Origin of the sequence: Kaistella sp. SH40-3, from assembly GCF_030686865.1 — a bacterium.
Lineage (GTDB): Bacteria > Bacteroidota > Bacteroidia > Flavobacteriales > Weeksellaceae > Kaistella.
In genome coordinates this window covers 766,908-786,261 of record NZ_JAQYUS010000001.1, presented here as the reverse complement: position 1 = coordinate 786,261, position 19,354 = coordinate 766,908, and the positions used below count along the sequence as shown (strand labels likewise).

At 35.3% G+C, this 19,354-nt stretch carries 12 protein-coding genes; 5 read left to right on the top strand and 7 right to left on the bottom strand.

Features of this window, described 5'->3' with window-relative positions; all coding sequences use genetic code 11:
• Positions 1 to 4: 4 nt before the first annotated feature.
• The 7 genes from PUH65_RS03610 to rimP form a co-directional block, all read right to left on the bottom strand.
• A complete protein-coding gene (locus PUH65_RS03610; RefSeq protein WP_305520324.1) occupies positions 5 to 2,977 on the bottom strand; it encodes a SusC/RagA family TonB-linked outer membrane protein in 2,973 nt (990 codons plus the stop codon).
• Positions 2,978 to 3,315: 338 nt separating this feature from the next.
• Positions 3,316 to 3,687 carry a hypothetical protein gene (locus PUH65_RS03605; protein WP_305520325.1) on the bottom strand — a complete coding sequence of 124 codons (372 nt, stop codon included), beginning with the start codon at positions 3,685 to 3,687 and terminating at the stop codon, positions 3,316 to 3,318.
• A gap of 158 nt (positions 3,688 to 3,845) precedes the next feature.
• A complete protein-coding gene (locus PUH65_RS03600) occupies positions 3,846 to 5,033 on the bottom strand; it encodes a RagB/SusD family nutrient uptake outer membrane protein (protein ID WP_305520326.1) in 1,188 nt (395 codons plus the stop codon).
• A gap of 10 nt (positions 5,034 to 5,043) precedes the next feature.
• Complete coding sequence (locus PUH65_RS03595; protein WP_305520327.1) at positions 5,044 to 7,914, bottom strand: SusC/RagA family TonB-linked outer membrane protein; 2,871 nt, start codon at positions 7,912 to 7,914, stop codon at positions 5,044 to 5,046.
• 1,086 nt (positions 7,915 to 9,000) lie between these two features.
• Positions 9,001 to 11,886, bottom strand: coding sequence for a translation initiation factor IF-2 (gene infB, locus PUH65_RS03590; RefSeq protein ID WP_305520328.1), 2,886 nt, complete (start codon positions 11,884 to 11,886; stop codon positions 9,001 to 9,003).
• Between the two features lie 75 nt (positions 11,887 to 11,961).
• Entirely contained in the window at positions 11,962 to 13,209 is a 1,248-nt protein-coding gene (gene nusA, locus PUH65_RS03585; protein WP_305520329.1) for a transcription termination factor NusA, read from the bottom strand.
• Between the two features lie 108 nt (positions 13,210 to 13,317).
• Complete coding sequence (gene rimP, locus PUH65_RS03580; RefSeq protein ID WP_305520330.1) at positions 13,318 to 13,785, bottom strand: ribosome assembly cofactor RimP; 468 nt, start codon at positions 13,783 to 13,785, stop codon at positions 13,318 to 13,320.
• 187 nt (positions 13,786 to 13,972) lie between these two features.
• On the opposite strand from rimP, the gene PUH65_RS03575 reads away from it, so the two are divergent.
• The 5 genes from PUH65_RS03575 (at position 13,973) to PUH65_RS03555 (ending at position 19,316) form a co-directional block, all read left to right on the top strand.
• Positions 13,973 to 15,283 carry a UDP-glucose/GDP-mannose dehydrogenase family protein gene (locus PUH65_RS03575; RefSeq protein WP_305520331.1) on the top strand — a complete coding sequence of 437 codons (1,311 nt, stop codon included), beginning with the start codon at positions 13,973 to 13,975 and terminating at the stop codon, positions 15,281 to 15,283.
• 31 nt (positions 15,284 to 15,314) lie between these two features.
• A complete protein-coding gene (locus PUH65_RS03570) occupies positions 15,315 to 16,292 on the top strand; it encodes a hypothetical protein (protein WP_305520332.1) in 978 nt (325 codons plus the stop codon).
• 34 nt (positions 16,293 to 16,326) lie between these two features.
• Positions 16,327 to 17,175 carry an ABC transporter permease gene (locus PUH65_RS03565; RefSeq protein WP_305520333.1) on the top strand — a complete coding sequence of 283 codons (849 nt, stop codon included), beginning with the start codon at positions 16,327 to 16,329 and terminating at the stop codon, positions 17,173 to 17,175.
• A 69-nt stretch (positions 17,176 to 17,244) separates the two neighbouring features.
• Positions 17,245 to 18,477 (top strand): polysaccharide ABC transporter ATP-binding protein, encoded by a 1,233-nt coding sequence (locus PUH65_RS03560; RefSeq protein WP_305520334.1) that lies wholly within the window; start codon positions 17,245 to 17,247, stop codon positions 18,475 to 18,477.
• Complete coding sequence (locus tag PUH65_RS03555; RefSeq protein WP_305520335.1) at positions 18,474 to 19,316, top strand: FkbM family methyltransferase; 843 nt, start codon at positions 18,474 to 18,476, stop codon at positions 19,314 to 19,316. Before PUH65_RS03560 ends, PUH65_RS03555 begins: the two co-directional genes overlap by 4 nt.
• The last annotated feature ends 38 nt before the right edge of the window (positions 19,317 to 19,354 follow it).

Genomic DNA, 19,354 nt, shown 5'->3' with positions numbered 1-19,354 from the left:
TCAATTAAAAACCAATTTGAACACCCATAGACATTGTTTTCAACACCGGAGAAGCATACCAATATCTCCCTTTTCCTAACCAAGACCAAGCGTTAGAATTGGATTCTGGATCATAGTCTAAATCTTTGTCAAATACATAAGTTAAAAGGTTAGTTCCTCTTAAATAGATGGTTAAGTTATTTAGACCTGTAGTTTCTTTGAATGCGTTACCGAATGAATAAGCTATTCTCATTTCTTTCAAACGGATATGATCTCCTTTATTGATAAATCTGGAAGATTCTAATCTAGAAGTACTTGGATTCCCAATAATTGCTTTTGGATTTGAGGCCCCAAAATTTTCTGCTCCTGGTGCATCCGTCCAACTGTCATACAATGCGTCATTAATTTGATTACGTCCTGGGAACGCTCCATCGTGTATAGTATAAGAGTGAACTCCATTTTGAACATAGAAATCAAACTGCCCTGAAAGCATAAAGCTCAACGACAAGTTTTTGTATTTAAATTCATTGGTAATCCCTACGTTATAAACAGGGAACGCACTTTTCCCCATCCATGCTGGGCTTGCGTCCTCTCTTTTATTCGTAACATCTGTTTTATCGCCATTGGTATAGAACAATGCGTCTCCCGCTTTGATCCCTTTTGTAGCATCATCTGCCTGTGCGATTCCTGCCCATAACACAGCATAATATTCTCCAAAAATATGACCTGGTGCTAAGGCTGCAAATGCATTATTTTCATCATCGGTATCTTCACCAAAGGTTTTCAAATCCAGGTTGTACTTCGTAAGTATCGTTTTAGAGTATGCTCCATTTGCATTTACGGTCCATCTGAAGTTATCAGTTTGGATGGGTGTCGCATCAATGGTTAACTCAAAACCTTTATTATCAATGGTACCAATATTGTCATAAAAAGATTTCGGTCCGCCAGATTCTACAGCAGGGAAGCTTTCATCAATTGCTTTATCCGTAATTTTATGGTAATATGCGGTTGTAAATTTCAGGCGATCATTAAAAAAGCCAATGTCTGCACCGATGTCTAAATGTTTCGCTTCTTCCCAAGTTAATGCTGGATTCCCTGGATTGGTAATGCCACCATAACCACCATTTCCTCCCCAACCACCAGTATTGGCGTTATAACCTACTAATGCATAAGCATTATATTGTAAACCCCACTGATCTGCATAAGGAATGTTTCCTAAGATCCCATAACTGGATCTTAAAAGTAGGGTGGAGAATAAACTTGGAGCAAAAGTTTCATTCTTAATATTCCAAGATCCACCAACGGACCAGAAATTACCGAATTTTTCTGTACCTAAAGTTGAGTTACCATCTCTTCTAAGTTGTCCGGAAAGGGTATATTTATTATCAAGGGTATAATTTAATCTTCCGAAATAACCAATTTGTGTCCACACAAAATCATCGCCATAACTAAGAATCGTTCCTTCTTTCGCAAACTGGAAATAAGGTCTGATATCAGTCATATAATAGGAATAGTTCGTAAGATTATTATATTTATGGTTTTGATATTCCATACCTCCAAGAATTTCTACATTATGTCTGTCTGCAAATACATTTCTATAAGCAACACTATTCGACCAGTTCCAGTCCCAAAGATTGGTTCTTGCGTCTTGTAGCATTCCATAATCATCTGCTTCAAGTTGGTCGGTATAGATTGGGTGTCCTTTACCAATGGCTTGCAACTCTCTCATCGTTTGGTATTGGGTACCAAATAATGAACTGAAGGTTACATTTTTCATGAACTCATAATCCATATTAACTGACGCTAAAAATGTATTAATGGTAGAAGTCTGGTTGGCATTTGCCAAGATAGAAGCAGGGTTAAATCCTGTCGTCATATCAGAATTTTCACCCCACCCCTCCTGATTGAAGGTTCCATCGGGATTATACACAGAACGCAATGGCGACAGCATAATAGAATTGGTAACGGGGTTTGCAGAAGCTCTACCACCCATATAGGTATTTCTCTTAACATTCGAGAAGTTGGAATTTAAACCAAACTTCAATTTGTCAGACGCTTTGTGATCTACCGCAGCATTTACACTTAATCGGTCAAATTTTGAAGATTTAACCAAAGGTTCATTTTGGTAATACGAGCCACCAATTCTATAGGAAGTATTTTCACCGCCTCCAGAGGTTCCGAAGTTATACGTATTCACTATTGATGAAGATCTGTTAACAACTTTAGTCCAGTCGGTATATTGACGGGTATATTTAATACTCTCATTATCCGGAATATAGGTGTTTAAATAATATTGGGTAGCATCTGCTAAACCGTTAAAAGTTTTCCCCAATTCATTTTGGCTATTCCACATCAAGATTCCACCATATTTGATGTACTCGTCACCATTCATCAGTTCGAGTTTGTCATAGGCCCGCCCTTGAACTCCAGTTTCCGTAGAGAATTCAAATCTTGTCTTTTGATTAAACTTTCCCTTTTTTGTTTTAACGAGGATTACACCGTTTGCACCTCTGGAACCGTATAATGCAGTTGACGATGCATCTTTTAAGACGGTTACTGATTCAATAGAGTTGGGATCGATTACCGCTAATGGATTCCACGACTCCATCATTTGCGCATTATCTGCACCTTTACCAATCACAATACCATCAATAACATAAAGCGGGTTTGGTGTTCCGATTAGAGAACTCACCCCTCTTACAATGACCATATTAGAAGATCCTGGATCACCACTCGCTGAGGAGAAGTTAAGTCCTGCAACTCTACCATTCAGTACTTCATCGACTGTAGAGAAAGGAGTTGATTCAAAATTGGTTTTCCCAACCACGCTGTAGGAACCTACTTTTTGCGCTGGGTCCAACTTTACACCTCCAACAAGAACTACCTCTTCAATTTCCTTTACTTTAGTAGTAGTATCTTTTTTTGCTTTTTGAGCCATTAGCGTATGTCCAGCGAAGAACAGCACACCAACAGTTAACACTCGTAATTTTACATTCATATTAACACACTTTAATATTTTAATGAGGCAAATATGTTAATATTTTTTAACAAATGCAAATTTTATTTCAAAATTGACAATGAATATTTTCATTCCTTATCGAAATTGCTACAAAAACATCAAATTTTTCTAAAAATGGCAATTTAAGACTTTTTAAGAACACACCAAACCCAAGAATGGTGATAACTTTATATATTCATTTTAAATATTGAGGGGATTGTAGAGTATTGTAATCTTCCACTCATTTTGTAAAAACACTATTATGTTTTGTATTTTTTTGATGTTTTTAAAAAGGAAAAAACCTAAAGAATTCTGTCATAAATATCCTGGTAAACCTGTTAATCAAAAAGTTTGAGGTAGGTTTCCAACGCTGAATGAAGCCAAGTTTGCACACTTCTGTCATTTTGCATCATCCAAAACCCAGGATTCGTTGGAGTCTGCAAGCAGAAGCCACTCTGCGCGAATCTACCATCTGAAGTTTTAATCACCTTATGATTTACAAAGTTTGCGCGCCTACAATTTTTACATTGTGAAAGTTGCTTCTGCAACTCCCTCATTTTCAAAAGATACTGTAGATCTATTACTCTTCCTATTGTAAAAGTGGGCTGACTTATTTCGTGATTCGGGCAAATCGTAATCACCATCTTTGCCAGGTTATATTTATATACAATTCTGATAATGAAATCTTCCGAAAATTTACTGTTTTTCATATTCTTCCCACAGTTAAAAACTAAATTTTAAATGCGCCGGTTTTTGGGACAAGATTATAACTTGGCTTTATTTATCTATTTAATTTCAAAAAAAAATCAGAATAGAAAAAATTCTATTCTGATTAATATTCATAACCGACGGTGAAGTCAATTATATTTTAGTTGTGCAAAAGATCATTAGCGTCAACTGCTCCTTGTGGGAAAGGCAATTTATACTTTTCTCCTTTAAGTTTTAAATCTGACCATCTTACCCATTCGAAAGACAACTCAAGTCTTCTTTCATCGTCTAAAGACAAGCTAGATTTACGGAAACTTTGCAATTCTGCTAATCTCCCTGTATTTCCTGCTTCTGCAGAAATTAAATACATTTCAGGAATTCTAGAGATCAATAAATCGGAATCATCATTAGGACTGTATTTATTAGAAAACACAAAACCACCTGTTGTTGGAGCTTCTGCAATATCAAACAAAACGTTTCTAGTGTCAGTTGGTGTTAATAATGCTAACAAACTATCAGCTGCAGCAAAACAGTTCCATGTTTTTGCATCATAACTCATAATCCAGCCCCAACTTCCGTTTTCTTCAGCTTTATTACCAGCAAATTTCAAAATAACTTCTGAAGAATTAGCTTTTGGATTGGCAGCAATTTTAAATTTCCCACCTTTGATTAGTTCTTCAGCTTCGGCACCTGCTCCAGCGATATCTCCTTTCATTCTTAAAACTCTGGCCAAAAGAGCTTGTGCGGCTTCTTTTGTTGGAGTTAACTGTACTACATTAGCATTTGCGGTAGCGAAAGGCTCGATACTCATTTTCGCAGCTTTTAAATCAGCGATGATGAAATCAAGAACTTGCGCGCCGGTATTTGCAGCAATAGGACCTGGTACCGTTTTTTCATCTACTAATGGTACTCCTTCGTACAAATCATAAAGCCTAAGATAAGTAAGAGCTCTTACAAACTTCGCCTTCCCAATTTGGGATGCAGAGGCAGATGGTACTTTGATGATGGTATTGGCTCTTGCAATAGCAGTATAGAAATCTTTATAATAATAAGATAATAAGATGTCTCCGGGTGGAACTACGTGCTCAGATAAATACTGAAGCTGAACAAACTGAAATTTTACAGGTTTATAGTTATCACCCATTACTTCAGAAGCCATAATATTAAAATAAGGGTAGTTACTTGGCTTCATAACTTTGTTATAGGCACCTGTCAACAACTTATCTACATCACTTGTTGAAAGTGTCGTATTAGCGTCCAAAGACGCTACCGACTCCGCATCTAATGCTCTGTTGCAAGAGGTAGTAAATAAACCTATTGCAAGCAATAATATACTAATTTTTTTCATTTTATTTTAATTAGAAGTTAATATTCATTCCTAAACTGTACACCTTCACATTTGGAATACCGTTAGAATCTACTCCAGATGAAATCTTAGTGGTATCTGCAGTTGATTGGTTAGGATTTATAGTTTGATCTACATAATACGTTTCTGGGTCAACTCCCGAGTATTTTGTAAAAGTAAATGGATTTCTAACTTGTGCATACACTCTCATTGACTTAATAAAACCTAATTGTTCTTTAGAAAAGTTTACTCCCAGGGTAATATCAGTAATTCTCAAATAATCTGCGTCTTCTAAAAATCTTGATGATCTTTCGTTATTCCAAGCAGAAATTGCACTTGCATGATGAGGTCTTGGCACATTGGTATTCATGTTATCTGGTGTCCAATAATTCATTTGCTCTCCAATCATATTTTCTGAAAAGGACGGAGCACCAATAGCAGCACCTCCTACTTGCTTTTCTTTATACATTGCATAGATCTTTTTACCGATAGAATATTGTGCGTTAGCAGACAAATCTACCATACCGTAAGAAATTCTTGTGCTAAGACCACCATACATTGGTGCAATCCCACCTCCGAAAACTTTTTTGTCATTGCTATCGATCTTACCATCACCATTGATGTCATTATAGATCATATCACCAGCTTGTACAACTTTCGTTACTTTACCGTTTTTATCTTTGTATTCATATCGCTCTTTTGCAACTCCTAATGCTTCAATAAGATAGAATGAGCCTAAAGATTCGCCTTCCTTAACAATTGAAGCGAACCCAGTGGTAAATTGTCCTGTTTTAGTTCCAATTGTTTCTACAACATTTTTATTATATGAAAAGTTAGCTCCGAAATCCCAGTTAAGTTTATCGCTTTTGATAATTTTGGTATCTAATGATACCTCAATTCCTTTATTGTTAATTGAACCAATGTTGGTCAACATATTAAGGAAACCTGTTTCTTGATTTACAGGAAGTCTATATAATAAATCATTCGTTGTTTTATCATAAAGGTCAACTGTTAAATTAACTCTTTTGTTAAACATTGATAAATCCATTCCAACATCCATAGATTCTCCTTTTTCCCATTTTCTTGTAGGATCAAAAAGATCAGTAACCGCTAAACCTGGATTTTGGTTATGGTTTTGGCCTGCGCTAATTAAGTTCAACCCTGCAGAGAAAGGAATACCAGTTTGGTTACCCGTAAATCCATAAGATGCTCTAAACTTAAGTTCGTTAATCACAGGTACATTGAAGAATGATTCGTTCGACGCAGTCCAGCCGATTGAAGCAGCAGGGAAATTCCCCCATCTGTTATCTTCGGTAAATTTCGAAGAACCGTCATATCTTGTAGATAACATTAAGTTATATTTGTTATCCCAACTGAATTGCGCTCTACCGAAGAACGACGCCAATGACATTTCGTTCATGTAAGATCTACCATCATTAATTGTAGCCGCAGATACTAACCACTTCAAATCATTTGACGGGAAATTTTCTCCTTTTACAAATGAATCTTCGTATTGCCAGTTCTGAAATGATTGTCCTGCAATAATATTAACACTTAATTTTCCATCAGCAAATTTTTTATCATATGTTGCTGTGTTTTCAATTAAATAATCTCTATTATTTTTAGTAGAATAATAACCATAGCCATAAGGCTTACCATTAAGTTCTCCTCTTCTTGTATTCGGTGCATCAAATTGGTTAAATCTATTCAACCCTAAATTTCCACTGATAGAGGTCTTTAGTGTAATGTCCTTAATGGGGTTATAAATTGCAAAAAAGTTTGCACCAATTCTTTGCCACTTATCCGTTTCCTCTCTTTCAAATGAGTGTAAAGGATTATTACTGCTCATCGCTCTGTTTACGGAACCGTCTGCAGCGTAAGCTACCTTATTAGGAGCCGCTTTTATTGCGTTGCTGTAAGGTTGGTAAGTATTATTATCATCTGCAATAGGAACGGAGTTAGACTGAGAATAGTAAGAATTGATGCCGATTTTAAATTTATCAGACATTTTTTGTTCTATATTCAACCTCACTCTTGATACTTGAAATTCATCTTTGTTGATGATACCTTCCTGCGTAACATGTGCAAGTGATAAATAAACTTTAGAATTTTCATTACCAGCTGTAAAACCGATTTGGTTATTTGTAACCGCTCCAGTTCTAAGAACGTAATCCATCCAGTTGGTATTTATTCCGTTACCAACCATAGGATTTTTGATCGCTTGATCTCCAGGAGTTCCCGCAGCAGGAGCAGTAAGTACACCTTTTGCGATATCATTCATGTAGTTCTGCCTTGCAGCATCATGTACCTGTTTGTACTGGTCACCATTTAATAAGTCAGGTCTTTTAATAATTTCCTGAATACCATAAGAACTGTTGAAAGTTACAGTGGGCTTGCTATTGTATTTACCAGATTTAGTCTCTACAAGAACAACTCCGTTAGAAGCACGTGATCCATAAATTGCACTGGAAGCAGCATCTTTCAAAATTTGCATGCTTACAATATCTTCTGAAGATAAATTACCCAAACTTTCCTGAGGAACTCCATCAATAATATATAAAGGACTGTTGGAAGCACTTAATGATCCATTTCCTCTAATACTAATTTTTGTACTGTTACCAGATCTACCTCCGGTACTTGCTACCTGAACACCCGAAGCCTTACCTTGTAAAGCTAGTTCCACAGAAGAAACTGGTTGCTCTTGCAAAACGCTACTTTTCACCGTTGCAATTGCACCTGTAACATCTGTCTTTTTTTGCACACCATAACCAACAAGTACTACCTCATCAATATTTTGTGTTTTTAGCGTATCTTTTTGCGCCATTACCGCTTGGCCTGTAAAAAACAGAACACCCGCAGTCAAAACTCTTAATTTAACATTCATATTAACACTTTTTTAATATTTAAGATGCAAATATGTTAATTAAAATTAATATAACCAAATTTAAAATTTTTAATTTCAGCAAAAAGACATTTAGCAAAATTATGCATTACTCATATATATTTATAAAATGAAGCGATTTAAATCATATAGCAAACAAAATAAAATATTTTCTACACCTTATTGAATAAAAAACGATTAGAATCCTAATATATATATAAAAGAATATTTTTGGAATAATCTTAAAACTTTAACTAATTATTATGGAATAAAGAGAAAAAATATTATTTTTCTAAAAAAAATACTATTCAAATTATACCGTTAAAATCATTCGGGTTGGATTAATCATGTATATCTTTAATCGTTACCTTAAATAAAACTGATTCAAATATTTACTTTTGGAGAAAATTAAGTGCCTTCAAGTCTAAGATATATAAACCCTTCTCCTTAAAGTTCTAATGTTCTACTTGTAAAAAACTCAGATGAAATCATTAAACTGAAGTGCATACCCCTAAATAAGATGGACTTCAAGCCTTCTCCAAATGATCGAAAAGTCTCTTAGATTCTGCATTTCTATTGTCTTTTGCCGAAACTGATGCTTCGATTAAGCATATTTCTGCACTTTCTTAAAAGCCAAACGCAATAAAATCAATCCTTTACATATCACTCCCTTACAATCTGCTGAAAAGAACTTCTGAGAAATGTTAAGACTTTTTTCCAGATTGAAGGCACGTTCAATTCAGTAAAATTTCATATTGAATCAATTACGTGCGTTATTACAGAAGTTTTAGAAAATTTAATATTAAATTTTACATCAGCAATTTTAGGAACTGCACGAGTTTACCAAGAGTTACAGGATGTTGACTATACATCATTAAATAACCTATTTTTTTACCTACAAAACAGCACCTAAAAAAAAACATTTAACATAAAATTTAGCTAAAATATTTAGAAACATTTTTTATCAAAATTAACAACATATTTATTTTATATAATCTTTAATTAAAAAAATTATTTAGAATGATTATATATTAGTAATCAAAAAAAAAACCTGCTATAAATAGCAGGTTTTAAATTATACTGAAAAAATTATTTCAACTTTTTCTTCACCGAAATCTCTTCGTAGACTTCTAAGATGTCTCCAACTTCAATATCATTATATCCTTTGATATTCAGTCCACATTCATACCCTTTGGTAACTTCTTTTGCATCGTCTTTGAAACGTTTCAAACTTTCCAGTTCTCCATCAAACTTCACAATACCATCACGCAACAATCTGATTTTTGAGTTTCTTGTTACTTTTCCGGTAAGAACCATACATCCTGCAATTGATCCTACTTTCGAAATTTTGAACACTTCACGGATTTCTACGTTACCGATTACCTGTTCTTTAATTTCTGGTGAAAGCATTCCTTCCATCGCTTCTTTAACCTCATCAATCGCTTTATAGATAATTGAGTAAGTTCTGATTTCGATTTCTTCTTTATCAGCTAATTCTTTCGCATTAACACCTGCTCTCACGTTGAATCCAATCATAATCGCATCTGATGCTGCTGCTAATAATACGTCTGATTCAGTTATCTGACCAACACCTTGGTAAATAATCTTCACGCTGATTTCTTCGGTAGATAAACTTTGAAGTTGATCAGAGAGTGCTTCAACAGAACCATCCACATCTCCCTTAAGGATAATATTTAATTCTTTAAAGTCTCCTAAAGCAATACGCCTTCCTAATTCATCTAGCGTTACGTGTTTCTTAGTTCTAACGGATTGTTCACGTTGTAACTGCTCTCTTTTGGTTGCAATTGTTTTCGCTTCTCTTTCGTCTTTAAATACTCTGAATCGATCTCCGGCAGTTGGTGCGCCATCTAATCCCAGTACAGTTACTGGCATTGATGGTCCTGCTTCTTCTAGTGGTTTCCCTCTTTCATCAAGCAATGCTTTTACTTTACCATGGTTCTTTCCAGCTAGAATATAATCTCCAACTTTAAGGGTTCCTGCCTGTACAAGAATGGTTGAGATATAACCTCTACCTTTATCTAAAGAGGCTTCGATTACCACTCCACTTGCACTCTTATTAGGATTAGCTTTCAATTCTAATAATTCAGCTTGTAGTAAAACCTTTTCAAGTAGCGCATCCATATTATTACCAAACTTAGCAGATACTTCTTGCGACTGTACATTACCACCCCATTCTTCTACCAACACATTCATTGCAGAAAGTTGTTGCCGAATATTGTCTGGGTTAGAGTTTGGTTTATCTACTTTATTGATCGCAATAATCATTGGAACTCCCGCAGCTTGTGCGTGAGAAATTGCTTCTTTGGTTTGTGGCATCACATCATCATCAGCAGCGATTACGATAATTGCTATATCGGTAATTTGCGCCCCTCTGGCTCTCATCGCAGTAAATGCCTCGTGACCTGGCGTATCTAAGAATGTAATTCTCTGACCGTTTTCCAATTTCACGTTATAGGCACCAATATGCTGTGTAATTCCACCAGATTCACCAGCGATTACATTTGTTTTTCTAACATAATCCAGCAATGATGTTTTACCATGATCCACGTGTCCCATTACGGTAACAATTGGCGCTCTGGATACTAAATCTTCAGCAGTATCGGTATCTTCTTCTAATGCAGATTCTTCTACATCAGCATCAGAGAATTCAATAGTATAACCGAATTCATCAGCAACAAGCAATAAAGTATCTGCTTCTAAACGCTGATTCATGGTTACCATAACTCCTAGAGAGAAACAAGCAGAAATTACTTCGGTTGGACTTACATTCATTAATGATGCTAGTTCGCCTACTGTAATAAACTCAGTTATTTTAAGAGTTCTGTCCGCAGCGTCGATTTCATCTTGACGCTCGTCTTGTTCTCTTCTGTAAACTCTTTTCTCTTTTCTATATTTGGCTCCTTTATTTTTCCCTGCCTTACTGGTCAGTTTTTCTAAAGTTTCCTTAATTTGATTTTTAACTTGCTCGTCAGTCAATTCAACTGGCATGACAGGACCTCTTCTTGCAGGACCTCTGTTACCACCACCTTGATAACCACCACCAGGTCGGTTTCCACCACCACCTTGACCAGGAGGACGGTTGCCACCTTGACCAGGCGGACGATTGCCTTGACCTTGCCCAGGAGGGCGATTACCTTGAGCACCTTGTTGAGTTGCGCCTCCCGAAGGATTTGGCTTCTCAATACGTTTTCTTTTTTTCTTAGCCGCTGCTGAATTTGCAGAAGGCTTAGGTTTATTAAATTGAGATAAATCAACGGTTTGTTTCAGAATCTTTACTCCTTCTAATTTTTTATATACCGTTTCTATTTTATCTGACTCTGGCGCTGCAACTTCTTCTTTCGGCGCTTCTGCGACTGGCGCAGGAGTTTCTACCGGAGCAGGTGCAACTGGAGTTTCCTGTATTTTTTCTACAGGTGCTTTTTCCACGACTGCTTTTTCAGCAGGTGCTTTTTCTACAGAAGTCTCTGCTTTTTTAGGTTGATCTTTTTTGGCAGATCTAGGCTTATTGCCTTCAATTTTCGATAGATCGATTTTATCCAAAACCTTAAATTCCTGCTTTTCAGGTGCTACCGCTTCGATAACTTTAGGTTTAACTTCTTCAGCAGGTGGGGCAGGTTGCTCCACTTTCGCTTCAGGTTTTTTCGGATTTAAATCTATTTTACCTAAAATTCTAGTTTCAGGTTGCGGACTTGCCTTGGCTCTTATCACCTCAGGTTTAGAAGGCTCGATTTCCAGTTTTTCTTCCGGAACTTTAGCAATCACCACCTCATGAGAAGCCTTTCTTTGTTCCCCGTCTTTGCGGAACTCAGCTTCTAATGCAGAATATGCCGATTCTTCCAATTGAGCGTTCGGGTTACTTTCCACTTCGATTCCTTTGGCATGTAGAAATTCTACGAGCCGTGTCATCGAAATATTAAATTCCTTAACCGCTTTATTTAATCTAATTTTTGGCATGTATACTTTATACTTTTATTTTAATTTTTGGCAAAGTTAACCTATTTTAACTTTAGATACATTATTTAGAGTTTTTTAGTCCTCTAACTCTTCCTTCAGGATCCGTTTTACCTCCTGAATCGTTTCTTCTTCTAAGTCGGTTAATCCAACGAGCGCATCTGTTTCTTTATCCAATACACTCTTCGCTGTGTTTAATCCCACTTTTCTGAACTCGTCGATGATCCATTGTTCGATATCGCCTTCTTCACTTCCAGCGAATTCTCTTAATTCAACATCATCATCTTCATTTGCTTCTCTGTAAACATCAATATCATAACCAGTTAACCATGATGCTAATCGGATATTCTGACCTTGTTTACCAATCACTCTAGAAATCTCTTCAACCGGCGTATAAACCAAAGCATAGTTGGTTTCTGGGTTGATTTCAATTTTATTAATGGTAATATTTCCCAAAGCTCTTTTTACTAAAATCTCTGGATTATTCGACCATTGAATCACATCGATATTTTCGTTTTTCAATTCTCTCACCACGCCGTGGATTCTAGAACCTTTTACTCCAACACACGCTCCAACCGGATCAATTCTGTCGTCATAAGCATCAACAGCGATTTTTGCTTTTTCACCTGGAATACGAACTACTTTTTTCAAAATAATCGTTCCATCCTGAATTTCAGGAATTTCTAACTCCAGTAATTTTTCCAAAAACTTCGGCGCCGTTCTGGAAACGATGATTTGGGGTTTTGCTCCTTTAAAATCAACACTTTCTACAATCGTACGAATATTTTCTCCTTTCTTGAAGAAATCAGAAGGGATTTGATTTTCTTTTGGCAAGATGAATTCATTATCTTCATCATCTAACAGAATTACGTGTTTGTGACGAATATGGTGAACTTCACCTAGAACGATTTCACCAATTTTATCTCTAAACTGATCGTATAGAACCGCATTATTATGTTCCTGAAGTTTGGTTGCTAAAATTTGTTTCAGCGTTAAGATACTTCTTCTTCCTAATTCTTCAATCGGAATTTCCACAGAAAAATCATCACCAATTTCAAAAGTGGGATCTATTTTTTTTGCTTCCGAAATTTCAATTTCCAAATCATCATCTTCAGACATATCGTCTTCAACAATTTCCTTATTCAAAAAAATCTGAAAATCTCCTTTATCAGGATTTACAATGACGTCAAAATGATCATCAGAATCAAATCTTTTTCTTAGTAAAGTTTTCAATGAGTCTTCGATAATCGCCATCAGGTCAATCTTGCTGATGTTTTTATCTTCTTTGAAATCGCCAAATGCTTCAATCAATGCTAAACCGTCCATTTATATATGTTTTGTTTTAGGTTTGAAATATAAAGTTTTTTACGCCTTAAATTTAATTCATTTTATCATAAAAGAGTGCCTAATTATTTAATTATCACTCTTTTGTTTTTAGAACTTTATTGCAACGAGTGCTTTTTTTATGTCGGAATAAGGGATGTCTCGCTCTTCAACTACATCTACTTTTCCTTTTCCTATTTCCTTTGGTTTCCGGTATTTTAGTATTAAAGTAATTTTATCATCTTCTACTTTTACCAATTCTCCTTCAATTTCTGAAGAGTCATTCATAACCAACTCCAGAGATCTGCCAATATTCTTACGGTATTGTCTTGGCGTATTAAGTGGCTCGCTTAAACCAGCACTCATTACTTCCATAGAGAAATCGTGTTCGTCACGATCCATATTAAACTCGATCGCACGACTCGCATCTAAACAATCTTGAAGCGTAACTCCATTATCACCATCAAGAATTACTCTTATATGATCAGATGCAGAAAATTTAATATCAATCAAAAAAAGATCTTCTCTTTCCGCTAAAAAATCGTTTAATAGTTGTTCTACCTGCGCTCTAATTTCCATAATTTCTAAAATACTCTTACGAAAAAAGGCATTCTTCCGAAGGCCTTTTCATTATTATTTCCGTAAATCCGATGCAAATATACACATTTTTAATAAATTGACAAAATAATTGCATTTTATTGAAGGAGCAATAAACAGTGCGCAATCGATAAATTCTTATATTTGCCCAAATTTAAAAACTCAAATTGTGAATATTACAATCGTTGGAACAGGCTATGTTGGTTTGGTAACCGGTACTACTTTAGCAGAGTTAGGCAACACGGTTTATTGTGTTGATATTGATGCCAAAAAAGTAGAACGCATGAAAGAGGGAGTTGTTCCTATTTATGAGCCAGGTCTCGAAGAAATGTTTCTCCGAAATATTCAGGCACACCGATTATTTTTCACCACTGATATTAAAGAAGCACTTGAAAAAAGCGAAGTTATTTATCTCGCTTTGCCTACGCCGCCAGGTGAAGATGGTTCTGCCGACTTGTCTTACGTTCTCTCCGTTGCCAATCAAATTGGCGAAATGATTACCGAATACAAAGTTATTGTTAATAAATCAACTGTTCCGGTTGGCACCGCTGATAAAGTTCGCGAAACCATTGGGGCAAAAACAAAAATTCCTTTCGATGTAGTTTCTAATCCCGAATTTTTACGGGAAGGTTTCGCAGTTGAAGATTCTATGAACCCAGCGCGAGTGATTGTGGGAAGTGAATCTGAGAAAGCCAAAGAAATAATGGCGCAAATTTATCAGCCATTTACCAATACTGGAATTCCTATTATTTTTATGGATGAGAAATCTTCAGAATTAACAAAATATGCAGCCAATTCTTTTCTTGCCGTAAAGATTACCTTTATGAATGAAATCGCAAACTATTGCGAAAAAGTAGGTGCAGATGTAGATAAAGTTCGTTTAGGAATGGGAAGTGACGATAGAATTGGACATCGTTTTCTATTCCCAGGAATCGGTTATGGCGGAAGTTGTTTCCCTAAAGATGTGAAAGCTTTAATCAGATCCGGCAAGCAGGAAGGATTTAATTTCCAGATTTTAGAAGCCACCGAAGAAGTGAACCAAACTCAAAAAATCATTCTCATTTCTGAAATTGAAAAATATTTTAAAGGAGATTTAAAAGATAGAAAAATTGCAATTTGGGGCTTGGCCTTTAAAGCAAATACTGATGATGTTAGAGAAGCATCCTCTTTAGATAATATCAAAATCCTTTTAGAAAAAGGAGCAAAAATTACGGCATTCGATACCATCGCAGAAGAAAATGTAAGACAGATTTTAGGAGATCAAATTTCCTATGCAAAAGATATGTACTCTACTTTAGAAGACGCAGACTGTTTGCTAATCGCCACCGAATGGAGTGAATTTAAAAATCCTAATTTTGAATTGATGGCGCAGAAAATGAAAAACAAAGCCATCTTCGACGGCAGAAATATGTTTGCCCTTGAACAAGTTGAAGACAAAGGTTTTTTCTACAAATCGATTGGTAGAAAAACTTTAAACTAATTATTTAGAAACATTATGTAAACCGCCCAATTTGAAATTAAATCTACTTTCAAAAATAATTTTCGCAATACTATTGGCATTTACAGTCAATAGCTTTGTGTATTTCGGGTTTGCTAATATTTACTCTTCTACCATTATTAATTACGAGAATTTCCAGGAGCAGTTTTATTCTGGAATTTACCAATATCGAATTTTAAGCAGTTACTTTTTCGTTTGGGTCTATGATTTTTTATCATTTTTAAATATTGATTATCAGGTTTTCAAATTAAAATTTATCAATCCCGATTCAGAACCCCAGATGTATTTATCGTTTTATATTTTAAATACTTTCTTCATGGTTCTCTCGTCAATAATGCTAGTTTTAATTACAGACTCAAAAAACTTTATTGCGACCAATTCAGAAAAATTATTAATCGTTGCCATCTCTTTATTTTGCATTGCGTTATCAACATTTGTAATTGTTCCATATGATGTTTCGAGTTATTTTTTCATATTGGTATTTTTCTATTTTCTTCTTCAATATTTAGAAAAACAATCAATTTTAATACTCGTTCTTTTAAACACAATTATCATTATTTCTACCTTTAATAGAGAATCTTCAGCCTTATCACTTTCACTGGCTGCAACTTTATTATATTCAAAATTTGGATTAAAAAAGGAAACGATAATGCCAATTGTTGTTTTGGGATTATCTTTCTTAGTAGTCTATTTAGGGCTTAGATTAATAAGCGAAAACTTCACGACAAATGACGGCAACTTATTATTACAAAACTTTACCCAACCGAAAAATCTTTTAGGACTTTTATTTTGGTTGATATTCTTTAGTTTTACGTTGATGTTGGCAAAAGATAAAAAAACACTTAATCACATTCTGTTATTCCATGTGCTATCACTTCCTTATCTATTCTTATGTATTTACACGGGGATTTTATATGAAATCCGTTTGTATATTCCGCTCTTGCTGACTTCACTTTTATTGAGCAAAACGGAATTTTTAAGAATTGATTAATTTAACTTAATTTTACATAAATTTATTCACACAAATGAGCGAACCTCAACAACAATGGACAGAAACCATCGAGTCTAAACACTCTCTTTTTGATCTTAAATTAAAAGAAGTCTGGCGCTACAAGGATTTGGTTTATATGTTTGTAAAACGGGATTTTGTTTCTGGTTTTAAGCAAACTATTTTAGGTCCACTTTGGTTCTTCATCAATCCTATTTTCACCACCATTGTTTTTGTATTTGTATTCGGAAACATTGCAAAATTATCTACAGATGGAATTCCACAGGTTTTATTTTATCTTGCAGGAATAACGCTTTGGAACTACTTCTCCTCTTGCTTAACAGGAACATCTAATATATTTACAGCCAACGCCTCTATTTTCGGTAAAGTTTATTTTCCTCGGTTGGTCATGCCAATAACAATTGTTATTTCGAACCTCATGAAATTTGGCGTTCAGTTTATGCTGTTCTTCGCAGTCTGGATTTTTTACTTTTCAAAAGGTCAAATTCAACCCAACATCTGGATTTTGGCTACCCCTTTTTTAATTGTATTAATGGCTATTTTTGCTTTAGGAGTTGGGATGATTTTCTCAGCATTAACGACTAAATACCGTGATTTGCAAATGCTTCTAACTTTCGGCGTGAGTTTAATGATGTATGCGACACCAGTAATCTACCCGGTTTCGTCCATCACTGGAGTATGGAAAAAACTGGCTTATTATAATCCACTTACCGGAATTTTCGAATGTTTTAAATATGGCTGGATGGGTCAGGGAGAATTTACCGTAGAAATGCTGCTCATCAGTACCGGGATTATTATTGCGCTTTTAATTATAGGAACGGTAACCTTTAACAAGGTCGAGAAAAGTTTTATGGATACGGTTTAAATTATGAGCAATGGGTAATGAGTATGACCGTTCAAAAACACAGAAGAAAAAAATATTAAATAAAAGAAAATGCTTGCATTAAAGGCAGAAAATATATCAAAACAATACCGACTCGGACAAGTTGGGACAGGTACACTTTCGCATGATCTGAATCGCTTCTGGCATCAAGTCCGGGGGAAAGAAGATCCTTATTTAAAAATCGGAGAAGCCAATGATCGCGCCTCAAAAGGCGAAAGTGAATATGTTTGGTCCTTGCGCGATATTAATTTTGAAATTGAGCAGGGCGATGCCGTGGGAATCATTGGTAGAAATGGCGCTGGTAAATCAACATTGTTAAAGTTACTGAGCAAAGTTACCAAACCAACCACCGGAAAAATTTACACCAATGGCCGAATTGCTTCCTTATTAGAAGTAGGCACTGGTTTCCACCCCGAAATGACCGGTCGAGAAAACATCTACTTAAACGGAGCTATTCTCGGAATGACCCGAAAAGAAATCAACTGCAAATTTGATGAAATTGTTGACTTCTCCGGCGTCGAAAGGTATATTGATACGCCGGTAAAAAGATACTCTTCCGGAATGTATGTTCGTTTAGCATTTGCTGTTGCCGCACATTTGGAATCTGAAATTCTGATTGTTGATGAAGTTCTTGCCGTTGGAGATGCTGAGTTTCAGAAAAAATGTTTGGGAAAAATGGGCGACGTGAGTAAGGGAGAAGGAAGGACGGTTTTGTTTGTGAGTCATGACCTTAATGCGGTGTCACAACTTTGCAATACCGGAATTCTTCTTCATCAAGGTCTTGTAGAATATACAGGTAAAATTAGAGAAACTGTTTCCACTTATCTTAATGCTGATAACGATGAAGTTATTTATTTTAACAATAAAGATACTTCAGGAAAAAAAATGTTTATCAAACAAATTGAGGTTGTAAAAAACGATGGTACAGTTTCAAAGGAATATTCCTATGACGAACCTATCAATTTTAAATTTAACATCTGCATGAATGAAACTCCGCCGAACTGTAGTTTTTTCGTCACCATACTGGATTCCAGAAAAAGAAGAGTTTTCTCCTGTGAGCGGCAATCTGTCAATGACTTGATGACTCTAACAATAGATCCTCGATCTCTGGTGAGAGGAAAATATTCCATACACGCTTTCATTAATCAACCAAAAGTTGCTCAGCTTGATGTAGCGGAAGATGTATGTAAATTTATAGTAACTGATTCCGCCTCCTACCTTTCAAAACATGGTGAATATGATTATGGCTCTGTTTTCGGACGATATAAATGGAATGAAAAATGATTAATAAATTAAAAAAATTACACCAACTTTATAAGCAAGAGCGGTATAAAGAAAATGTTCAGTTTCTACAAAACCCCAAAACAGGTCTGTCACCAGCTGATAAAGAACGAGCATTGCACTATCCCGATTTTACAGACGGAGAAGTAAATTTCTTTGGAAAGCCTTTCCGTTTTTCTCACGGCTCCTCATTTATTCATTCCGTGGATGAATTGTTTGAAGAAGAAGTCTACAGATTTAAATCCGACATTGACAATCCTTATATTATAGACTGCGGAGCAAATATTGGATTGAGCATAATGTACTTTAAAAAACTTTTCCCAAAATCAAAAATATTAGCATTTGAACCTGACGAAAAAATTTTCAATATTTTAAAAGAAAACATATTCACCCGCAATACATTTAATGATATCACCATAAAAAAAGAGGCGGTTTGGATAGATGACACCGAACTTTCTTTCTTTTCAGAAGGTGCTTTAGCAGGATCTTCAGTGGTTGATTTTGGCAAAAAAAACAATGTTATAAAAGTGCAGGCAATCAATTTAAAAAAATATCTGCTAGAACCAGTCGACTTTCTTAAAATAGACATCGAAGGGGCTGAAAACACGGTCATATTTGACATCGCCAATCATTTGGGGAACGTTAAAAATCTCTTTTTAGAATATCACGGATTATTAAATGAGCCACAAAATCTAGGCGAGATATTAACTCTTTTAAAAAAACAAGGGTTTGAATATTATATAAGAGTAGCAGGAAATACACTGAAATTTCCGTTTTGCAATGAAACACCATCAAACTTTAATCAACAGTTAAATATATTTTGCTATCGGAAAATTTATTAGTCTAAGTTTTTACTAGAATAATTTATATTCCTAGTATA